Source organism: Nitrosomonas sp. HPC101 (genome assembly GCF_009833125.1).
Taxonomy (GTDB): Bacteria; Pseudomonadota; Gammaproteobacteria; order Burkholderiales; family Nitrosomonadaceae; genus Nitrosomonas.
In genome coordinates this window covers 25,393-42,976 of the sequence record NZ_QRCC01000012.1, presented here as the reverse complement: position 1 = coordinate 42,976, position 17,584 = coordinate 25,393, and the positions used below count along the sequence as shown (strand labels likewise).

The following is a 17,584-nucleotide window of genomic DNA, read 5'->3' as shown; positions in this document are numbered from 1 at the left end:
TGACTACCAGGATTCATGTCTGTGTGGATGCCCTTGGAAATCCGGATCATCTCACCCCGACCACATGTTCGACAATAATTCCGCCTGCTTCAGCACCAGTTCCACTGCATCCGGCTGTTTGTCGGGCGGATATTTCCATTTCTTCAGCGTGCGCCGCACCAGAATCCGCAGTTTGGCGCGCACGCTCTCGCGTACCTGCCAATCCACGGTGGTGCTGTTGCGCAGTTTCTCGGTGATCTCGACGGCGATCTTTTTCAAGGTGTCGTCGCCCAACTCCCGCACGGCGCTTTCGTTGTTGGCCAGCGCATCGTAGAAGGCGATCTCGTCCGGATTCAGCCCCAGCGCGGCTTCACGTGCCAGCGCCGCCTGGAAGTCCTTGGCCATCTGGATCAAATCCTCGATGACCTGCGCCGTTTCCACCGCTCGGTTGTGGTACTTGCGCAAGGTTTCCAGCAGGCGGTCGCCGTACTTCTTCTCCTGCACTACGTTGTTACGCGCCCGCGCCTTGATCTCGTCGCGCAACAGCTTTTCCAGCAGTTCCACCGCCAGGTTGCGGCTCTTCATCTGTCGCACGTCTTCCAGAAATTCTTCCGACAGCAGGCCGATGTTGGGCTTGTCCAGGCCCGCCAGGGCGAAGATGTCCGCTACCCCGTCCGCCACGATAGCGTTGTCCAGGATCTGCTTGAGCGCACTGTTCTTGTCCGCGTCGGAACGCTTGCGATCCACCGTGGTGAACTTGACGATGGCAGCCTTGACAGCGGCGAAGAAGGCAATTTCGGTGCGCAGCGCGGCAGCTTCGTCCAGCGTGCTGCACAGGGAAAACGCCTTGCTCACGGCCAGCATGGCATCGAGAAAGCGCTGCTTGCCGTCCTTCAAGCCCAGGATATGGTTGGCTACCGGGACCAGCAGTTTCATTGCATGGGTCTCAAACCCGCTGTAGTCGAAGCCGTGCATTAGCCCGCGCACGATGTCCAGCTTCTCCAGCAGCACCGCCAGGGCCTCGGCTGCGTTGTGCGCCGGGTCGCCCTTGCCCTTGGACTCGGTGTAGGTCTTGAGTGCCGCTTTCAGCTCGTTGGCGATGCCGATGTAATCCACCACCAATCCACCGGGCTTGTTGCGAAACACTCGGTTGACGCGGGCAATGGCCTGCATCAGGTTGTGGCCCTTCATGGGCTTGTCCACGTACATGGTGTGGCAGCAGGGCGCGTCGAAGCCAGTCAGCCACATGTCGCGCACGATCACCAGCTTCAACGGGTCTGCGGGGTCCTTGAAGCGCTTTTCCAGGCGTTTCTTCACCTGCTGGCTGTACAGGTGCAGCTGCAGCAAGGGCTTGTCCGCTGCCGAGCCGGTCATCACTACCTTGATTGCACCTTTTTCCGGGTCAGCGTCGTGCCAATTCGGACGCAAGGCAACGATGGCGTTATACAGCTCGGCGCAGATGTCGCGGCTCATGCAAACGATCATCGCCTTGCCTTCCAGCGTGGCGGTGCGTGTCTCGAAATGCTGTACCAGGTCGGCAGCCACCTGTTCCAGACGCGGCTGCGCGCCCACCAGCTTGGTCAGTGCGGCCCAATCGCTCTTAGTCTTCTCGCGGGCGGTGAAGTCTTCCTCGTCCTCGATGACCTCATCCACCTGGGCGTTCAGTGCGTCGATCTCGGCCTGGTTCACATCCAGCTTGGCCAAGCGGCTTTCGTAGTAGATCGGCACCGTGGCGCCATCGTCCACCGCATCCTGGATGTCGTAGATGCTGACGTAATCGCCGAACACTGCCCGCGTGTCCTTGTCTTCCAGGGCGATGGGCGTGCCGGTGAAGCCGATGAAGGTGGCGTTGGCCAGCGCGTCACGCATGTGCTTGGCGTAGCCGAACACGTACTTGCCGGTCTTGGTGTCCAGCCGCCCTTTCATGCCGTACTGGCTGCGGTGCGCCTCGTCGGAAATCACCACGATATTGCTGCGATCCGACAGCAGCGGGTGCTGTTCTTCGTCGTCCAGCAGGGCGAATTTCTGCACCGTGGTGAAGATGATGCCGCCCGCCTCGCGCGAGGCCAGCATCTCGCGCAGTTCCTCGCGGCTGCCCGCCTGAACCGCCGTCTGCCGGAGCAGGTCTTCGGCCGCGCAGAAGGTGCCGTACAGCTGCCCATCCAGATCGTTGCGGTCGGTCACCACCACCAACGTGGGGTTCTTCATCTCCGGCTGCTGCAACAGCTTGCCCGCGTAGCAGGCCATGGTGATGCTCTTGCCCGAGCCTTGCGTATGCCACACCACGCCGGCCTTGCGGCTGCCGGGCTGCACCTCCTTGCCATAGGTGGCGCGCGGCTCCTGCACTTCCAGCAAACCCTTGTGCGGATTGCTGGCGGCGATCACCGTGGCTTTCACCGCCTCGCGCACCGCATGGAACTGGTGATAGCCCGCGATCTTCTTGATAATCCGGTCGGCATCCTGCTCGAACAGCACGAAGTGGCGCACATAGTCGAGAAACAGCGCAGGCTTGAAGAAACCGCGCACCAGCGTTTCCAGCTCGAACTCCAGCAGCGGGCGGTCGTCCTCATTGGCAATCGCCCGCCAGGGCTGCATGCGCTCCTGATTCGCCGTCAGCGAACCCAACCGCGCCGTGAAGCCGTCGCTGACCACCACCGCCACGTTGCTGTTGAACAGCTCGCTGATTTCCTCTTTGTAAGTCTGAATCTGATTGAAGGCATCCCAGATGTCGGTCTGCTCGTTGGCCGGGTTCTTCAACTCGATCACCGCCAGCGGCAAGCCGTTGACGAAGGCCACCAGATCCGGGCGACGCGGCTGCTTGGTGCCGCCCACGGTGAACTGGCTGACCAGCAGGAAGTCATTGTTGCGTGGCTCGGCAAAGTCGATCAGATTGACCAGATCGTTGCGCTTTTCATCGCGCTTTTCACCATGAGGGGAAAATTCGACCGGAATGCCGGGCAGCAACAGCCGATGCACACGGCGATTACGGGCGATCAGCAGCGGCTCGCTCACCGTCAGCAACTCATGCACCGCCTGCTCCAGCGCGGTGGCGGGAATGTGCGGGTTGATGCGGGCCAGCGCCACCAGCAGGCGTTCGCGCAACACCACTTGGCGGTAGTCGGTACGAGCTGGGCTTTCTCCATCTGGTGCGATGTCCAAGCCACTCGCGTAATGCCAGCCCAATTCCCGGAACCAGCCGATAGCAGCATCTTCGAGCTGTTGTTCATTCACACTCATAGACTAGCTCACTCAATAATTCTGTGAAGAAAATAGCTCAATCTCTGAAATCGACATGACTGGATCCATATCAGCAAGCTTGGCTTTATCAATTATTTTTGTGTTAAGAATCGCCTTCTTAAGGCTATTATTTGAAATCCAATCACAATTCCAAATTTGGATATCTTCTCCCAGGACGAGTTTGCAAATAGGTTCATCAAACTGAATTTGATCTGACACCAAGTGAGTAGCCCGCTGAATCCATATCTGCATATATCCCGTATTCGGGATGCAATCGAATTTTTTTCTGATTTTTTCTGAGATAGCTTGTTTTGCACTATCCTCCACCAAGAAGTTTATCAACTTACTGAGAATCGCAGCGCAGATAGCATAAGTTCGAGGGTTACGAAAAGCGATATCGGTGACTATCGCAATTAATGGCATTACTTGATCAATATTTCTTAAGCGTGAGATACGCTTAAAGTAGTCATTTAATGCGACCGCCAAGCTTCCAGAATTTTGATATTGGCTTGCATGATCATGAATGATGAACAAATGCTTTTGAATGCTTTTTTCCGTATGCTTTCGAGCAATCCATGCCATCTTGTCATTTTTTATGGAAGATCGAACAACATCACTGCTTGCCTTTGTCTTTCCAGGATTGAGTTTTAAGCCCAAGTCGATAGTGATCTCGGTCAAAAACTTGAGAATCTGCTCACCATCCTGTGGGTTGTTGACAAAAATCCGATAATCATCTCTGTAGCGTAGAATTCGGTAGTCAACAATTTCTGCCGAATTGATTTTTTTTGCCAACTCAAGATCTGCAAATCCCAATACTATTTCTGCAATGAAGTCCATCAGGACAGATCCTTGCGGAATGCCATTGGTTTGGCCGTGACGCATGTCCTGAATATGAGAGTCAATCTGGTTGCCTAACAGAGACTTGTCTGTGCGCTTTGCTTTTGCTTCCGTTTTGCCGTGAATTGCCCAAGCGATAGAGTGAGTATAGATTGCCCCATAGCAATCCGTTATATCGGTTTCGAGCAAGTACTCGTACTCAAGAGACATCTCAATTGAGCGTTGCTCTACTTCTTGCCACCAATGGGATATCTGCTCGGCCTTGTCTTTCTCAGTTGACAGAGAAACAACAGGCAAGCTTAAGCAGGTTATATTTGGATTTGATGAGAATTCTGAAAAACGATTACGCAATAATTGCCAAGCTGGCTCCGTTGTTAATTGGTGCACCAGAGAAACATACAAAGCTGGGTGAATAAGCTGAAAAGGGCGCCACGCATACCGACCATCCTTATTATTAAGAATTGTATAATTCAGGCCATCATGATCACGTGGCTTGGAAGAGTATCCAGACAAGCTATTTTTATTTAGAATTTCGACAACTTTATTAATCAATTCGTCAAAACGAATGTAGGGCGGAAAGTCTAAGTTGCAGTAGCTCTCGGCCTTTAGGAAGAAATTTCTCACTTCGTCGAAATTCAAATCAAGGACTGATTTTCGGGTTGGGCTCACTGCTTCAGGTGTAGAGCTTAGTTGATTAGAAGCCATTACTTATCACCTTCAACTGCAGCATCTGGAATAGACAACTCGCCGGAGAGGAGCTTGGGGAGGAGGGCATCGCGAAGCGCCGCCAAATTATCAGCCTGTTTTTGATTAGCAAGAATTTCAGAAAAAACGGACGCGACGCTCTCGCTGAATTTTTTTATAATTCCATCGCCAGGCAATAGAGTTTCTATTTTTGAGAAAGTAGAAGTATTCATATTCAAAGTCGCACTCCCTCCGCTTGCCAAATCAACAAACTCTTGCTGCTTTTCTAGCATCTGGAAATATAGATAAAAGCTGTATTCGGGTCGCTTCGGAATGATGCTGTTAATTTGTTGGTTCGTCTGAGATGGTTCGTGAACCAAGACTACCTTACCAACCGTCGCTATACAGCTAACGCAAATTGAACCTGGCGGGATCGTTTTCTTAGGTTGCGATGCAACTCCCTGTACAGTGAGTTGCTCAGATGGCTGAGTGACATACACATTATTGTGCATGTCCGGAATCTTTATAAATGGCGTGCCTGGACCGAAGTAATCTGGATTGCTTTTGGCGGGTGTCTTGCCACACACTACCTCACCAAATTGAGCTATTTGACGAAAGCCCCACCCCTTCGGAATCTCCCCCAACTCCGACTCTTCCATTGCATCGGGAAACAGCGCGGCGGTGGCGGCGAGTTGGTCGTGGTGTTCACGGGGCATCTGGTCGAGTTCGGCGTCGGTTTTGCCGCTGATGGCGCGCATGGCGGCGCGTAGCGGGTCTTGGCCTTGTTCGATGGCGGTGATTTTGGCTTTTACCGGGTCGAAATCGACAAACCAAGATTTGAAGATGGCTTGCGCCATGGCTTCGAGGGTTTGGTTGATGCGGCGGTTGAGGTCGATTTTTTCGTCTAAGGTCCCAAGGATATGGGCTATAGCATTTTGCTCAAGAAGCGATGGAATTGGGACAAAACACTCGGCTATATCACTTGGATTTATCGATGGATATGCCGATTTCTCATCAGCTATCGAAGCCCAATATTCAATAAGTGGTTTGCTTGTAACTAGATGGTATAAAAACCTCGGATTAACCGAATTTTTCGCTCTCAGGACTGCAAACCCCGTCGAAACCACAAGGTTGTCTGGGATTTCACGCATTAACGCATATGCACGATTACCAGGTCGCACGGTAGATATTATTATGTCCGCTGAACGAACAAGACGTTTTGCACGGCTTGGTGCATTGTGAATGGGCATCGTCTCGGGCGGTCCTATTGATCCCGATGCGACGTTTCCAATGTCAAGGTAGGCAATCGTACTGTGTGGATACGTCCTTCCAACTTGTTCCGGGTTTATATCTGCCAATGAGCTAATGTGATCAATTTTCCAGCCGCTTGGAAGGCTGCTTTCAGCAATCCCAAAAGAGGAGATGTCAAATGCCATACCCAAGCCCCTTCAGATTCGCCTTGATCTCCGCTTCTAACTTCGCGCTCTCTGCAAACTGCTCCGCCAATTGCGTCGTGAGCCGCTGCATCTTGTCAGCAAAGGGTTCGCCATCATCTTCCTGCTCTGCCGCACCCACATAGCGCCCCGGCGTCAGCACATGCTCGTGCTTGCGCACTTCCTCCAGTGAGGCGGATTTGCAGAAGCCGGGGACATCCTCGTACCCTTTGCCCTGCTGCCAGGCATGGAAGGTGTCGGCGATTTTCTGGATGTCATCCGGCGTGAAGTCGCGCAGTACGCGGTCTTTCATGTAGCCCATCTGGCGGGCGTCGATGAACAGGAATTCGCCGCGCCGGTCGCGCTTCTTCTTGTCCAGTGCGAAGCCATTCTGCTTGTCGCGGGTCAGGAACCAGATGCAGGCAGGAATCTGGGTGTTGGTGAACAACTGGCCGGGCAGCGCGACCATGCATTCCACGTAGTCGTCCTCGACCAGCCGCTTGCGGATTTCGCCCTCGTTGTTGGTGTTGGAACTCATGGAACCGTTGGCCAGCAGCAGCGCCATGCTGCCGGTGGGCGCCAGGTGCCAGAGCATGTGCTGCAACCAGGCGAAGTTGGCGTTGCCTTGCGGCGGCGTGCCGGCGATCCAGCGCGGGTCGTTGGCTAGCTTTTCGTTCCACCATTCCTTCATGTTGAAGGGCGGGTTGGCCATGACGAAATCGGCGCGCAGGTCCGGGTGCAGATCGTTGAGTAGGGTGTCGGCCGGGCCTGTGCCAAAGTTGAAGTCGATGCCACGGATGGCCATGTTCATCGCGGCCAGGCGCCAGGTGGTGGGGTTGCTTTCCTGCCCGTAGACGCTGATCTGTCCACTCTTGCCATTGGCGGCCTTGCCGCCGTGCTGTTCGATGAACTCCTCGCTCTGCACGAAAAACCCACCGGAGCCCATGGCCGGGTCATACACGCGCCCCTTGAACGGCTGAAGCATTTCCACGATCAGGGTGACGATGCTCTTGGGCGTGTAGTACTGGCCGCCCTTCTTGCCTTCGGCCAGGGCGAACTGGCCCAGGAAGTATTCGTAGACGTGGCCAAGGATGTCCTTGGATTTCAGATCCAGCGGCTGGCCTTTGTATTCACGGGCAGCGAAGTCGGTATCCGAGAAGTGGCTGATCAGCCCGGCCAGCTTGCTGGAGTCGAGCTGCACGCGGGCGAAGTCCTTGTTGAGCACGTTCTTCAGGCGGGCATTCTCACGCTCGACGGCTTCCATGGCGTTGTCGATCAGCCAGCCGACCGAGCGCATTTCCTCCGGCTCGTCCTTGCCGGGCTTGTTCCACGGCAGCGCTGCCTTGGGCGGCAGTTGCGCGCAATCGCGCAGCGTCTGCCAACGGGCTTCCACGGGCACCCAGAACACGTTCTTCTCGGTGTAGTAGTCGCGCACTTCCAGCTCAGCGGCGATGTTGTCTTCGTACTCCTGCGTACCCGCACCGCCGTACTCGTCCGGATCCATGGTGTAGTCATGGCCTGGATGGGTGAACTGTTCACGTAGCTCTTTTTGCCGTTCCTCGAAGGCATCGGAAACATACTTGAGGAAAATCAGCCCCAGCACGATATGCTTGTAAACAGCAGCGTCGAGGGCGGAGCGAAGCTTGTCGGCAGCGGTCCAGAGTTTCTTTTCCAGATTATTGAAAAATTGCTGTTCGATAGGTTTCATACCCAAAGAATGATGGATTTATGCAGTTGGAATAGAACAGTAATGATCATTAACCTTATCACAAAGGTCTGATTTCATATTTTTCTTTATACCCGTGATTTTCCTGCTTTTTATCCGGCTGATCCGGATTCGGGGTATTTCGATAAGCCAGGAAGGCTTGTTATTTTCCGATACAAAAACTGGAAAAAATCTCGCCCAGCAGATCATCACTGGTAAATTCGCCGGTGATGGAGGATAGGGCCTGTTGTGCGAGGCGTAATTCTTCGGCCAGTATTTCCAGCTGATCTGCATGATGCAGCCAGGCAGCTGCTCTTTCCAGCAGTTCTTTTGTTTGTAGTAATGCCTGCAGGTGGCGCTGGCGAGCCATATAGGCGCCTTCTCCGGCAATGTTGGCTTGCCAGCCGACAGTTTTGAGCAGTGCAGTCCGTAACAATTCCATGCCTTCACCGTTTTTGGCTGAAAGATAAATGGTGGTTCCGGATGTGTTCTCTTCTATGCGGGGAGGCTGTGCTGACAGATCGATCTTGTTGTGGACGGTCAGTACTGGCAGCCGTTCCGGCAGGCGCGCCAGTACGGAGCGATCTTCCTCTGTTACACCGTGGCGGCTGTCCACCAGCAGCAATACCAGATCAGCCTGTTCGATTGCGGCGTAGGTACGGGCAATTCCGTGCTGCTCAACAATGTCGCTGGTTTCTCTCAACCCTGCGGTATCAATCAGGTGCAGCGGAATTCCTTCGATTTCGATTGATTGCCGGACAGTATCCCTTGTCGTACCAGGGATATCAGTGACAATGGCAATCTCGTCACCGGCAAGACGGTTGAGCAGGCTGGATTTGCCTACATTGGGCTGCCCCACCAGTACAACCTTGATACCTTCCTGCAGCAGATTGCCCTGACGGGATGCGACCAGTACCTGTTCCAGCTTGGCTTGAATCGTCGTCAGTTGTTCTGCAGCATGCGCTGACTGGAGAAAGTCGATTTCTTCTTCCGGAAAATCAAGCGTTGCTTCGACCAGCACACGCAGATCGATCAGAGCATCGACAAGCTGGTGAATCGTTGCTGAGAATTCTCCATGCAATGAGCGTACTGCACAGCGTGCAGCATTGGCGGTACTGGCTGCGATCAGATCCGCGACGCCTTCAGCTTGTGCAAGATCGAGTTTATCGTTGAGAAAAGCGCGTAGCGTAAACTCACCGGGTTCCGCCAGGCGAGCACCCAGCTGAAGGCAGCGATCCAGCAGAAGATTCATGACGGCAGGGCCGCCATGCCCCTGCAGTTCCAGCACTTCTTCACCGGTATAGGAGTGGGGAGAGGGAAAGTAAAGCGCGATTCCCTGATCGACGATCTGACCGTTCTGATCAAGAAAGCTGAATAAGCCTGCATGACGCGGATCGGGAAGCTTACCCAGGATTTCCCGGGCAAGCGGTTTCAGATTTTTTCCCGAGATCCGGATTATCCCAATGCCGCCACGACCGGGTGGCGTAGCAATCGCTGCAATGGTGTCATCATTCTTCACCGGGGCGACAGGAACGCCTGATCAAAAGAAAAAATTATAAATACACTTATTTCTTTCTCGTCCTTCTGTACATCTTCCTTGAATGAGAAACAGGTTTTCTAGGTGTTTTGGGAGGCGTGGGATTATCAGCCGAACTGTCGGTATCAGTTGTTTCAGTTTCGGTATGTTGCTCTGAATCGCTTACCTGATCACTGACGGGAGATTCAGAAGTACCCTTTTCAGGAGTGTCCTTGGCGGGAGCAGTCCCGTACATTTTTGTAATCTTCCATTGCTGTGCAATCGACAAAATATTGTTAACCAGTGAATACAAAACCAGACCGGCCGGGAAGAAGAAGAAAATAGCACTGAAAGCAACAGGCATGATCTGCATTATTTTTGCCTGCATTGGATCCGTCGGAGTCGGGTTCAGTTTGGTCTGTATGAACATGGAAATACCCATCAGAACCGGCAACAAATATTTAGGATCTGGAGAAGATAAATCATCGATCCAAAGTATAAAAGGCGCGTAACGCAATTCTACTGCTGCAAGTATCGTCCAGTAGAGTGCGATAAAAACCGGAATTTGTACCAGTATGGGAAAACAGCCTCCCATCGGATTAATTTTTTCCGCTTTATAAAACTCCATCATCGCCTGGTGCATGCGTTGCCGATCACCTTTGTATTGATCCTGAATACGCTTCAATTTTGGCGTTACCAGGCGCAATCTGGCCATGGATCGGTAACCGGCTGCAGACAGCGGGAAGAACAACAGTTTGACGGTTATGGTCAGAAGAATAATTGCCATTCCCCAGTTATCCGTCCATGAATGATAAAAAGAAAGTAGACGAAACAGCGGCTTGGCAATCACGGTCAGCCAGCCATAATCAACAGTTAATTCCAGGCCGGGTGCCAGTTCGGCAAGGGTATCCTGCTCCTCCGGACCAGCATAAAGCGGCATGGTCGTTGAGACAGACTCACCAGGCGCAATGACGCCGGCAGGCACAATCACACCGGCTGTATAAAGATTTTCGCTTTGCCGTTTGGCAAAAAATTCCCGGGGGGTTTCTGGCTGTGGCAACCACGCGGTCAGGAAGTAATGTTCCAACATGGCGATCCAGCCATTATTTGCATTGGCCGGGTAATCTGCCGTGCCTTTATCCAGATCCTCAAATGGAATTTTTTGATATTTTTCTTCGTCAGTATAAACAGCAGCGCCCAGAAAGCTGCGAATCATCATGGTATGTGTTGGTGGCGGAACATTGTCACGCAACATCTGGAAATAAGCGAACGGACGGATGGTGGCATCCGTTTCGTTTTTTACCTCGAAACCCACATCGATCACATAGCTGTCACGGTGAAAGGTATAGGTCTTTATAACTTGAACACCCTGAACTTTGGGTGCCAGCAGGCGAACGACAACCTTATCCTCACCAGCAGCCAATTCGAAATTGCGTACATCCGATTCTGCCTGGTAAATCGTTTTATGGTTGGGTAAACCTTCACCCACCAGACCGGACTGCGCAACATAGGTACGTGAGGCTTCATTATGCAACAGAGCGTAAGGTACGTTTTCATCTTCAGAGGAAGGTTGCTGAAGCAGTTCAAGCTTCCGCAAATCACCTCCAGTGGTATCAATTTCTGCAATGACTGTGTCGGTAACAACGCGTATCTGTTCAGTCGAAGGTAGTAAACGTGGGGTGACTGAATCAGTTACATTTCCACTTGAAGGAATCCCATCCAGGTCCGATCCTGTTTGTGATGATCTGAGTTCACTCCCCGGAGCAGGAAGACCATCGCTATTTCCAGATTGTGCATCCCCGGTTACGGAATCCACCTGAGCCGCAACAGAGGGAGGGGTGTTGAATTTTTCCTGTTCTTTTATCCATGCATCCCATAAAAACAGCAGTGATGTCGAAAAAATGATAAGCAGTACGATTTTTTTGTTGTCCATTTTTCTGAAGCTCGGGGATGCGAAAAAGTTTTAGTAAAACGCTTTAAGAATATGATAGGCAAAGACGGCTGTTATGGGCATATCAGCCATTTACGGAACAGGATCATGACCACCCTGATTCCAGGGGTGGCAGCGCAATATTCGGCTTGTGCCCAGCCACAGTCCTTTTATCAGGCCATGCTTTATCAATGCTTCCTGCATATAATTTGAACAGGTTGGGTAAAACCTGCAGGAAGGTGGAATCAGGAGACCAATGCTGTATTGGTAAAGTTTAATAAGGCCGATGATCAGCTGCTTCATAATTGCCTGGCTGCTTTCTGTAAAAGCATGATGGCTTCCTGATAGATATGTGCAGAATCTGATGGTTCCACGGATCGCCGTAGCTGCATAACACAATCCATACCCTGAACCGCTTGCCGATGCTTGCGAAACGCCTCTCTGATCAATCGTTTGATACGATTTCTTCTGACCGCCTTTCGTTCGATCTTCTTGGCTACGATCAAACCGATACGTGCACAGCCATTGCTGACCGGCTTTGTCTTTTTTATATGCAATCGCAGAGAAAGGCTTTCGAACACAGTTCGGTTTCTCAGTACAGCGCGAAACTCATCCGCTTTTCGCAACCTGCACTGTTTGGGTAATGAATAGATATGCTCTGTTATCAAAAAACATTACCTTACACGCTGAGCTTGACTCGCCCCTTTGCCCGGCGCGCACGAATAACGGCTCTGCCGCCGCGCGTCTTCATGCGAGCACGAAATCCATGAGTACGTTTTCTGCTGATAACAGATGGTTGATAGGTACGTTTCATTTTATAAAATGCCTATTTTTTATTGACTATAAATACGAAGAGCAGCCGACAGATTCCTCACACAGACAAACATAGAAACACTGCCGACTCAATCCTTTCAGGGCCGAGTAGTATATCTTAATCCGGCAGGTTTTCGCCACACGTGTTTTCAGCAACACCGCTGTTGCCGGATGAAATACAAATGACGCAACCCGTTTATTACGCACTGGCAGATTTCAAGTAGCGAATATCAGTAATATTGCGCAGCCGGATTGGCATCTTTACACTTTATTCCCTCATAAATGAGGTAAGGTATCGGGTAAATTCACGCAAATCAATCAGGCTACAGCATACGAATAAGGAAAGATAACAATGGCAAATCAATTGGTAATAGATCAGCGATTGTGGGAAAGGCGAGCCGAAATTTCATTTTCTTGTCCTTATCAGCTGGGACTCAGGCAAGGCAGACGGATTGCGCAGCGACGTTCCGACCATGGTGCAGCTTATGTCGATCAATACGGATGGCATCTTGTCGCCTGTGTACTTGGCATCGTACTGCTCAGCGCAGCAGATGCTTTTTTAACAATCAATATATTGTCTGACGGCGGAACAGAGCTTAATTATTTCATGGCAGCGCTGATCGAGGAAAGTATGCAGAAATTTGTTTGCGCCAAACTGGCACTGACTGCTTTGGCAGCAATCATATTGACCATACATCATGAAATGCGGCTTTACGCAGGATTCCGGTGCCGGCACCTGCTCTATCTGTTTTTATCGGGTTACGCCTGTCTGATCAGTTATGAACTGATGCTGCTGCAGCTTATGCATGTGTAACCATTTTTACCGGCATGGAAGACTGAGTTCGATATGGAACCGATTGTACGCTGGCTTATGTTGGCTGGCATCATCTTGCTCGTTATCGGGGCAGTATTACACCTGGCTCCTGGATTATTCAGCTGGTTTGGAAAACTGCCAGGAGATATCCATATTGAAACCCGACACAGCAAAGTATTCATACCCATCACCTCCATGCTGATCGTCAGTATCATTCTGAGTGTGATTATCAATCTGTTCAAGAAGTAAATGTTTCTGTAAATTCACTATTCTCCGGAGCCAAGCTGATCTTATCACTACCATATATATCCACATAAATCAGGATTATTCATGAATATTACCTTTATCGGTGGGGGCAATATGGCTAGCACCATGATTGGTGGCCTGATCCGCCATGGACATCCCCCTTCACAGATCAACGTTGTAGAAATTGATACGCAGCAACAACAGCAACTTGCCAGGGAATACGGCATTATAGTCACCGCATCAGTCGCCGATGGCATTCAAAACAGCGAGATCGTTATTCTGGCAGTAAAACCGCAACAATTACACGCCGCAGTAAGTACAGCAGCACACTTTTTCCAGGGCAAGCTTGTCATTTCAATTGCGGCAGGGGTTCGCGCAGACGATCTGAGCCAGTGGCTGAATCAACATGAGCTGATCATTCGCGCCATGCCGAATACACCTGCCTTGATCGGAAAGGGCATAACCGGCTTATACGCACTACCTCGTGTTAACGCCCGCCAGAAAGAACAGGCCACCAAAATTCTGGAAGGAACCGGATCTGTAGTCTGGGTAGCTAAAGAAGAACAGCTGGACGCCGTCACTGCTTTGTCAGGATGTGGCCCGGCATATGTCTTCTATTTTCTGGAGGCGATGCAGCAAGCTGGAACAGAATTGGGTCTGACAACTGATACCTCAAAACAGCTTGCAATGCAGACATTTCTGGGTGCGGCATGTCTTGCTATACAAAGTGATGACACACTCGCGACACTGAGAACACGTGTAACCTCGAAGGGCGGAGTGACCGAACAGGCGTTACTGAGCATGGAACAGTCCGATATCAAGGGGGCATTTATCCGCGCCATGCATATCGCCCACGATCGTTCCCGACAAATGGGTGAACAGTTCAGCCGTACTTAATTGGACTTACAGACTACGATACCAAACAATTGCAAGAATACTCTTGAACAGGTACTCACAATCCAGTTATGCACGAAACGCAGCACCGGATAAATCACACTAAAGAACCTCTGATCATGTCCCACATGATCGCACACTGTGATTTACCTGAAGAATTCATTTTTAGAAGTGTTCATAACTTTCAACGGAATAAACCATGCCCAATCAAATAATAATATTTTTGCTGGACACCGTCCTTGGTCTGTTTTCTCTGGCTTTATTGCTGCGGTTTTACGTGCAGTGGTCACGTATTCCGTACTATCATCCGGTTGCAAGATTTTTGGTAACCATTACAGATTTTATTGTGAAGCCCGCGCGCCGAATAATCCCCAGCTGGCGAGGGCTTGATTTATCCACTTTTGTACTGGCCTGGTTAGCTCAATTCATCATTCTGATCGGTATCAGTCTGCTGGCAGGTTCCGGTACAAGTATCAGCATGTTCGCATTTGCCCTGCTGGCGCTGGTTAAGCTCGCCAGCATGACGCTTAACATTCTGTTCATTGCGATCATTGTGCAAGCCCTGTTGTCCTGGATCAATCCACACAGCCCGCTGGCACCTGTGCTGGAAATCTTTACCGGGCCCGTACTGGAACCGCTGCGCCGGTTTATTCCTCCTGTCGCCAATTTTGATCTTTCGCCATTATTTGCCCTGATTTTGCTACAAATACTGATGATGGCCACGGAAAACTTACAGCGCCAGATTGCGCACATGTTCTAGATTTGCAGAATCTGTTCAAGATCCCGATTAAGAAGGGCAGCGTAGAGCAAAATCAAATGAAGAAGCAGAATATATTCGAAATCAGGCATTCCAAGCTCGATTCCAACTGCGCCCTTCAATGAAATCTTGAACAGGTTCTTATGCTCTTTATCAACTTATGGTAACAAGCTAACCGGCGTGAATTCAGAACGCCTTCCTGAGCTGCTTGCAGCAATTTGCAGCCCGGTTCTGAAACATGCCGGCAATTGCGGAACTTGCACTGCCGCAAAAAAGGACGGAATTCGATAAACCCCCATGCCAGGGATTCCTCATCCAGCTGTTGTAAGCCAAATTCCTGAAAACCGGGAGAATCAATGATGCTGCTATCCGCATCGAAATGAAAAAGACGAACGTGAGTGGTCGTGTGTCGCCCGCTATCCAGCGCATCGGAAATTTCTGCAGTTGCCTGTCGCGCCAACGGAATGAGCGCGTTAAGCAGCGTAGACTTACCCACGCCGGATTGTCCCGCCAATAGACTGATCTGCCCGCTCAATAACGGAACAAGTGGCTGAACGTCGGTTTCAGCACTGATCTCCAGCACGGAATACCCCAGCTCCCGGTAGAACATCAGGCTCTGCATAATGACCTGTCGGTGCGCATCCTGATCAACCAAATCGATCTTGTTCAGCAAAATGAGTGGGTTGATCCCCTGGTTTTCAGCAATAACGAGACAACGATCGAGCAATTCAAAATTACAGGCCGGAACAACCGCCAGCACAAAGACCAGCTGCGTAACATTGGCTGCGATCCGTTTTTCACGAAAGGACTCGCTCCGATAAAAGAGGTTTGAACGAGGTAGAACTGTTTCGATAATACCCTGGCCATCTGCTGTCACAAGAATTTCAACTCGATCACCACACACCACTCCCTTTTTCTTCCCGCGCACCACGCAGGAATAAATAGTGGCATGTGTAGTTTCAACCTCAAAACGGCGGCCATAGGCTGCAATAACCCTGCCGGACACTGGCGAACCGGTTTTATTCTTGCCAGCGTCTCCAGCTCTCAAGATATAAGCAGCATGTCGACTTTCGCCGCGCAGATAAAGTCATTCTCCGATAATCCGCCGATGGCGTGCGTCGTATATTCCACGCGACACTGGTTGTAACCAACCAACATATCGGGATGATGATCCTCCCGGTGTGATATCCAGGCGACAGCATTTACAAAAGCCATCGTCTGGTAATAATTTTTGAAAGAAAAAACTCGGCTGATTTTATTATTCACCAGTTGCCAGTCCTGCTCCAGCTGCTTCAACAGATTTTCAGCTTCTTCTTGCTTGAGTGGCGGCACGCCTCCCTCACACGGCTTGCATTTCCGGTCGGTCAGATTACAGACATTGGTCATGCTGCCACTCCCGCTGTAATTATTTTCTTGAGATGCGCAACCCGGATCGCCGCTGGCGGGTGCGAATCATAAAAAGCAGAATGCAGTGGATCAGGTGTCAGCGTCGCAGCGTTGTCCTGATACATCTTGACCAGTGCCTCAATCATATCTGCTGCTGATGCTTGTTGAGCTGCATATTCATCTGCTTCGAATTCATGTTTACGCGAATAGATACTGGATAGCGGTTGCAACAAAAAGGTAAACACCGGCATCACCAAAAAAAACAGCAACAGCGCCATAGCCGTTGATGGCACCTCCGCTACCTGGACACCCAATCCGGAATAAAACCATGGCTGCTGCATCAGATAACCCAATACCCATAGAAACAGCAGACTGATTGCAAATGACAGCACAATCCGCTTCAGCACATGACGCCGCTTAAAATGGCCCAGTTCATGTGCCAGTACCGCTTCGATTTCTGCAGCTTCCAGACGACTCAGCAGCGTATCAAAGAATACAATCCGTTTGGTTTTACCAAACCCGGTAAAGTAGGCATTGCCATGACTGCTGCGACGGGAACCATCCATAACGAACAATCCACTGGATTCAAAACCGCATTTCTGCAGCAGATTCTCAATACGGGCCTTGAGTGCATCGTTTTCCAGCGGTAAAAACTTGTTGAACAGCGGCGCAATCCAGTTAGGATAAACTGCCAGTAGAAACAGATTAAAGCCTATCCAGATCAACCAGGTATATAACCACCAGTTATCCCCTGTTTTTTCCATTAACCACAGGACAACCAGCAACAATGGTGCACCTAGCAGTGCACCCAGCGCATACTGCTTGACGAGATCAGCAAAAAACATGGCTGGTGTCATCTTGTTGAATCCGTATTGCTGTTCAATGACGAATATACGGTAATAACTAAAAGGAACCTCAACAATACTCAGTAAGGCCAATACACTAAAAATGAGCACCATTCCATGCCACAGCGGATCGTTGAACCAGGAAGACCAGAAGTCCGACAGCCATTCCAGTCCACCACCCAGTGTCAACACCAGCAACAATCCCACGTTAAGCAGAATACCCGGATAGCTCAGACGTACTTTTGCGCAGGTATAATCAGCTGCTTTCTGGTGAGCAGATAAATCGATCTGTGAAGCGAATGCATCCGGAACCTGGTTGCGATTTACCGTTATATGACGTATGTGCCGGGCTGCCAGCCAAAACTGCGCCAACGTAGTCAATATCAGTGCAAAAATAAAAACAATTGTGAAAATATGCATGAAACCACCTGAAAATTAAATATCTGAACAGGGCATGCCGGGATTTTACGCCTCATGCACCCTCCCTGGGAAACAGGGAAAACAGACC

General features: G+C 50.8%; 16 protein-coding genes. 4 read left to right on the top strand and 12 right to left on the bottom strand.

The features are described 5' to 3' along the window. Positions 1-51 precede the first annotated feature (51 nt). From ABO04_RS09430 to rpmH, 9 genes are all read right to left on the bottom strand, one after another. Positions 52-3,216, bottom strand: coding sequence for a type I restriction endonuclease subunit R (locus ABO04_RS09430; RefSeq protein ID WP_160810424.1), 3,165 nt, complete (start codon positions 3,214-3,216; stop codon positions 52-54). A 12-nt stretch (positions 3,217-3,228) separates the two neighbouring features. Beyond that, entirely contained in the window at positions 3,229-4,758 is a 1,530-nt protein-coding gene (locus ABO04_RS09425) for an RNA-directed DNA polymerase (protein WP_164504330.1), read from the bottom strand. Continuing rightward, positions 4,758-6,173: a restriction endonuclease subunit S gene (locus tag ABO04_RS09420; protein ID WP_160810423.1), complete on the bottom strand. Its 1,416-nt coding sequence runs from the start codon at positions 6,171-6,173 to the stop codon at positions 4,758-4,760. The genes ABO04_RS09425 and ABO04_RS09420 overlap by 1 nt, the downstream gene beginning before the upstream one ends. Then, a complete protein-coding gene (locus ABO04_RS09415; protein WP_160810422.1) occupies positions 6,163-7,878 on the bottom strand; it encodes a class I SAM-dependent DNA methyltransferase in 1,716 nt (571 codons plus the stop codon). The genes ABO04_RS09420 and ABO04_RS09415 overlap by 11 nt, the downstream gene beginning before the upstream one ends. A gap of 160 nt (positions 7,879-8,038) precedes the next feature. Beyond that, the gene (mnmE, locus tag ABO04_RS09410) at positions 8,039-9,394 is read right to left on the bottom strand and encodes a tRNA uridine-5-carboxymethylaminomethyl(34) synthesis GTPase MnmE (protein WP_160810421.1); all 1,356 of its coding nucleotides are present in this window, start codon (positions 9,392-9,394) and stop codon (positions 8,039-8,041) included. A gap of 46 nt (positions 9,395-9,440) precedes the next feature. Beyond that, entirely contained in the window at positions 9,441-11,324 is a 1,884-nt protein-coding gene (yidC, locus tag ABO04_RS09405; protein WP_160810420.1) for a membrane protein insertase YidC, read from the bottom strand. Positions 11,325-11,414: 90 nt separating this feature from the next. Then, on the bottom strand, positions 11,415-11,624 hold the full coding sequence (gene yidD / locus ABO04_RS09400; protein WP_160810419.1) for a membrane protein insertion efficiency factor YidD: 210 nt from the start codon (positions 11,622-11,624) through the stop codon (positions 11,415-11,417). Then, positions 11,621-11,989, bottom strand: a complete 369-nt coding sequence (rnpA, locus tag ABO04_RS09395) for a ribonuclease P protein component (protein WP_160810418.1) — start codon at positions 11,987-11,989, stop codon at positions 11,621-11,623. The genes yidD and rnpA overlap by 4 nt, the downstream gene beginning before the upstream one ends. Positions 11,990-12,000: 11 nt before the next feature. Further along, positions 12,001-12,135 carry a 50S ribosomal protein L34 gene (gene rpmH / locus ABO04_RS09390; protein ID WP_160810417.1) on the bottom strand — a complete coding sequence of 45 codons (135 nt, stop codon included), beginning with the start codon at positions 12,133-12,135 and terminating at the stop codon, positions 12,001-12,003. A 351-nt stretch (positions 12,136-12,486) separates the two neighbouring features. Here rpmH and ABO04_RS09385 point away from each other — a divergent pair, with 351 nt between their 5' ends. The 4 genes from ABO04_RS09385 to ABO04_RS09370 all read left to right on the top strand — a co-directional run bounded on the left by ABO04_RS09385 (position 12,487) and on the right by ABO04_RS09370 (position 14,848). Continuing rightward, positions 12,487-12,948: a DUF5658 family protein gene (locus ABO04_RS09385; protein WP_160810416.1), complete on the top strand. Its 462-nt coding sequence runs from the start codon at positions 12,487-12,489 to the stop codon at positions 12,946-12,948. A gap of 33 nt (positions 12,949-12,981) precedes the next feature. Then, positions 12,982-13,197 carry a DUF2905 domain-containing protein gene (locus ABO04_RS09380; RefSeq protein WP_164504329.1) on the top strand — a complete coding sequence of 72 codons (216 nt, stop codon included), beginning with the start codon at positions 12,982-12,984 and terminating at the stop codon, positions 13,195-13,197. A gap of 81 nt (positions 13,198-13,278) precedes the next feature. Beyond that, positions 13,279-14,091 carry a pyrroline-5-carboxylate reductase gene (gene proC / locus ABO04_RS09375; RefSeq protein WP_160810415.1) on the top strand — a complete coding sequence of 271 codons (813 nt, stop codon included), beginning with the start codon at positions 13,279-13,281 and terminating at the stop codon, positions 14,089-14,091. A 196-nt stretch (positions 14,092-14,287) separates the two neighbouring features. After that, positions 14,288-14,848: a YggT family protein gene (locus tag ABO04_RS09370; protein WP_160810414.1), complete on the top strand. Its 561-nt coding sequence runs from the start codon at positions 14,288-14,290 to the stop codon at positions 14,846-14,848. A gap of 115 nt (positions 14,849-14,963) precedes the next feature. On the opposite strand, the gene rsgA is transcribed toward ABO04_RS09370, so the two are convergent. Genes rsgA through ABO04_RS09355 form a run of 3 tightly spaced genes read right to left on the bottom strand, consistent with a single transcriptional unit; the run spans position 14,964 to position 17,496 of the window. Beyond that, entirely contained in the window at positions 14,964-15,893 is a 930-nt protein-coding gene (gene rsgA, locus ABO04_RS09365; RefSeq protein WP_160810413.1) for a ribosome small subunit-dependent GTPase A, read from the bottom strand. Beyond that, positions 15,890-16,231 (bottom strand): 4a-hydroxytetrahydrobiopterin dehydratase, encoded by a 342-nt coding sequence (locus ABO04_RS09360; RefSeq protein ID WP_160810412.1) that lies wholly within the window; start codon positions 16,229-16,231, stop codon positions 15,890-15,892. The genes rsgA and ABO04_RS09360 overlap by 4 nt, the downstream gene beginning before the upstream one ends. Continuing rightward, positions 16,228-17,496, bottom strand: a complete 1,269-nt coding sequence (locus ABO04_RS09355) for a M48 family metallopeptidase (RefSeq protein WP_160810411.1) — start codon at positions 17,494-17,496, stop codon at positions 16,228-16,230. The genes ABO04_RS09360 and ABO04_RS09355 overlap by 4 nt, the downstream gene beginning before the upstream one ends. Positions 17,497-17,584 lie beyond the last annotated feature (88 nt).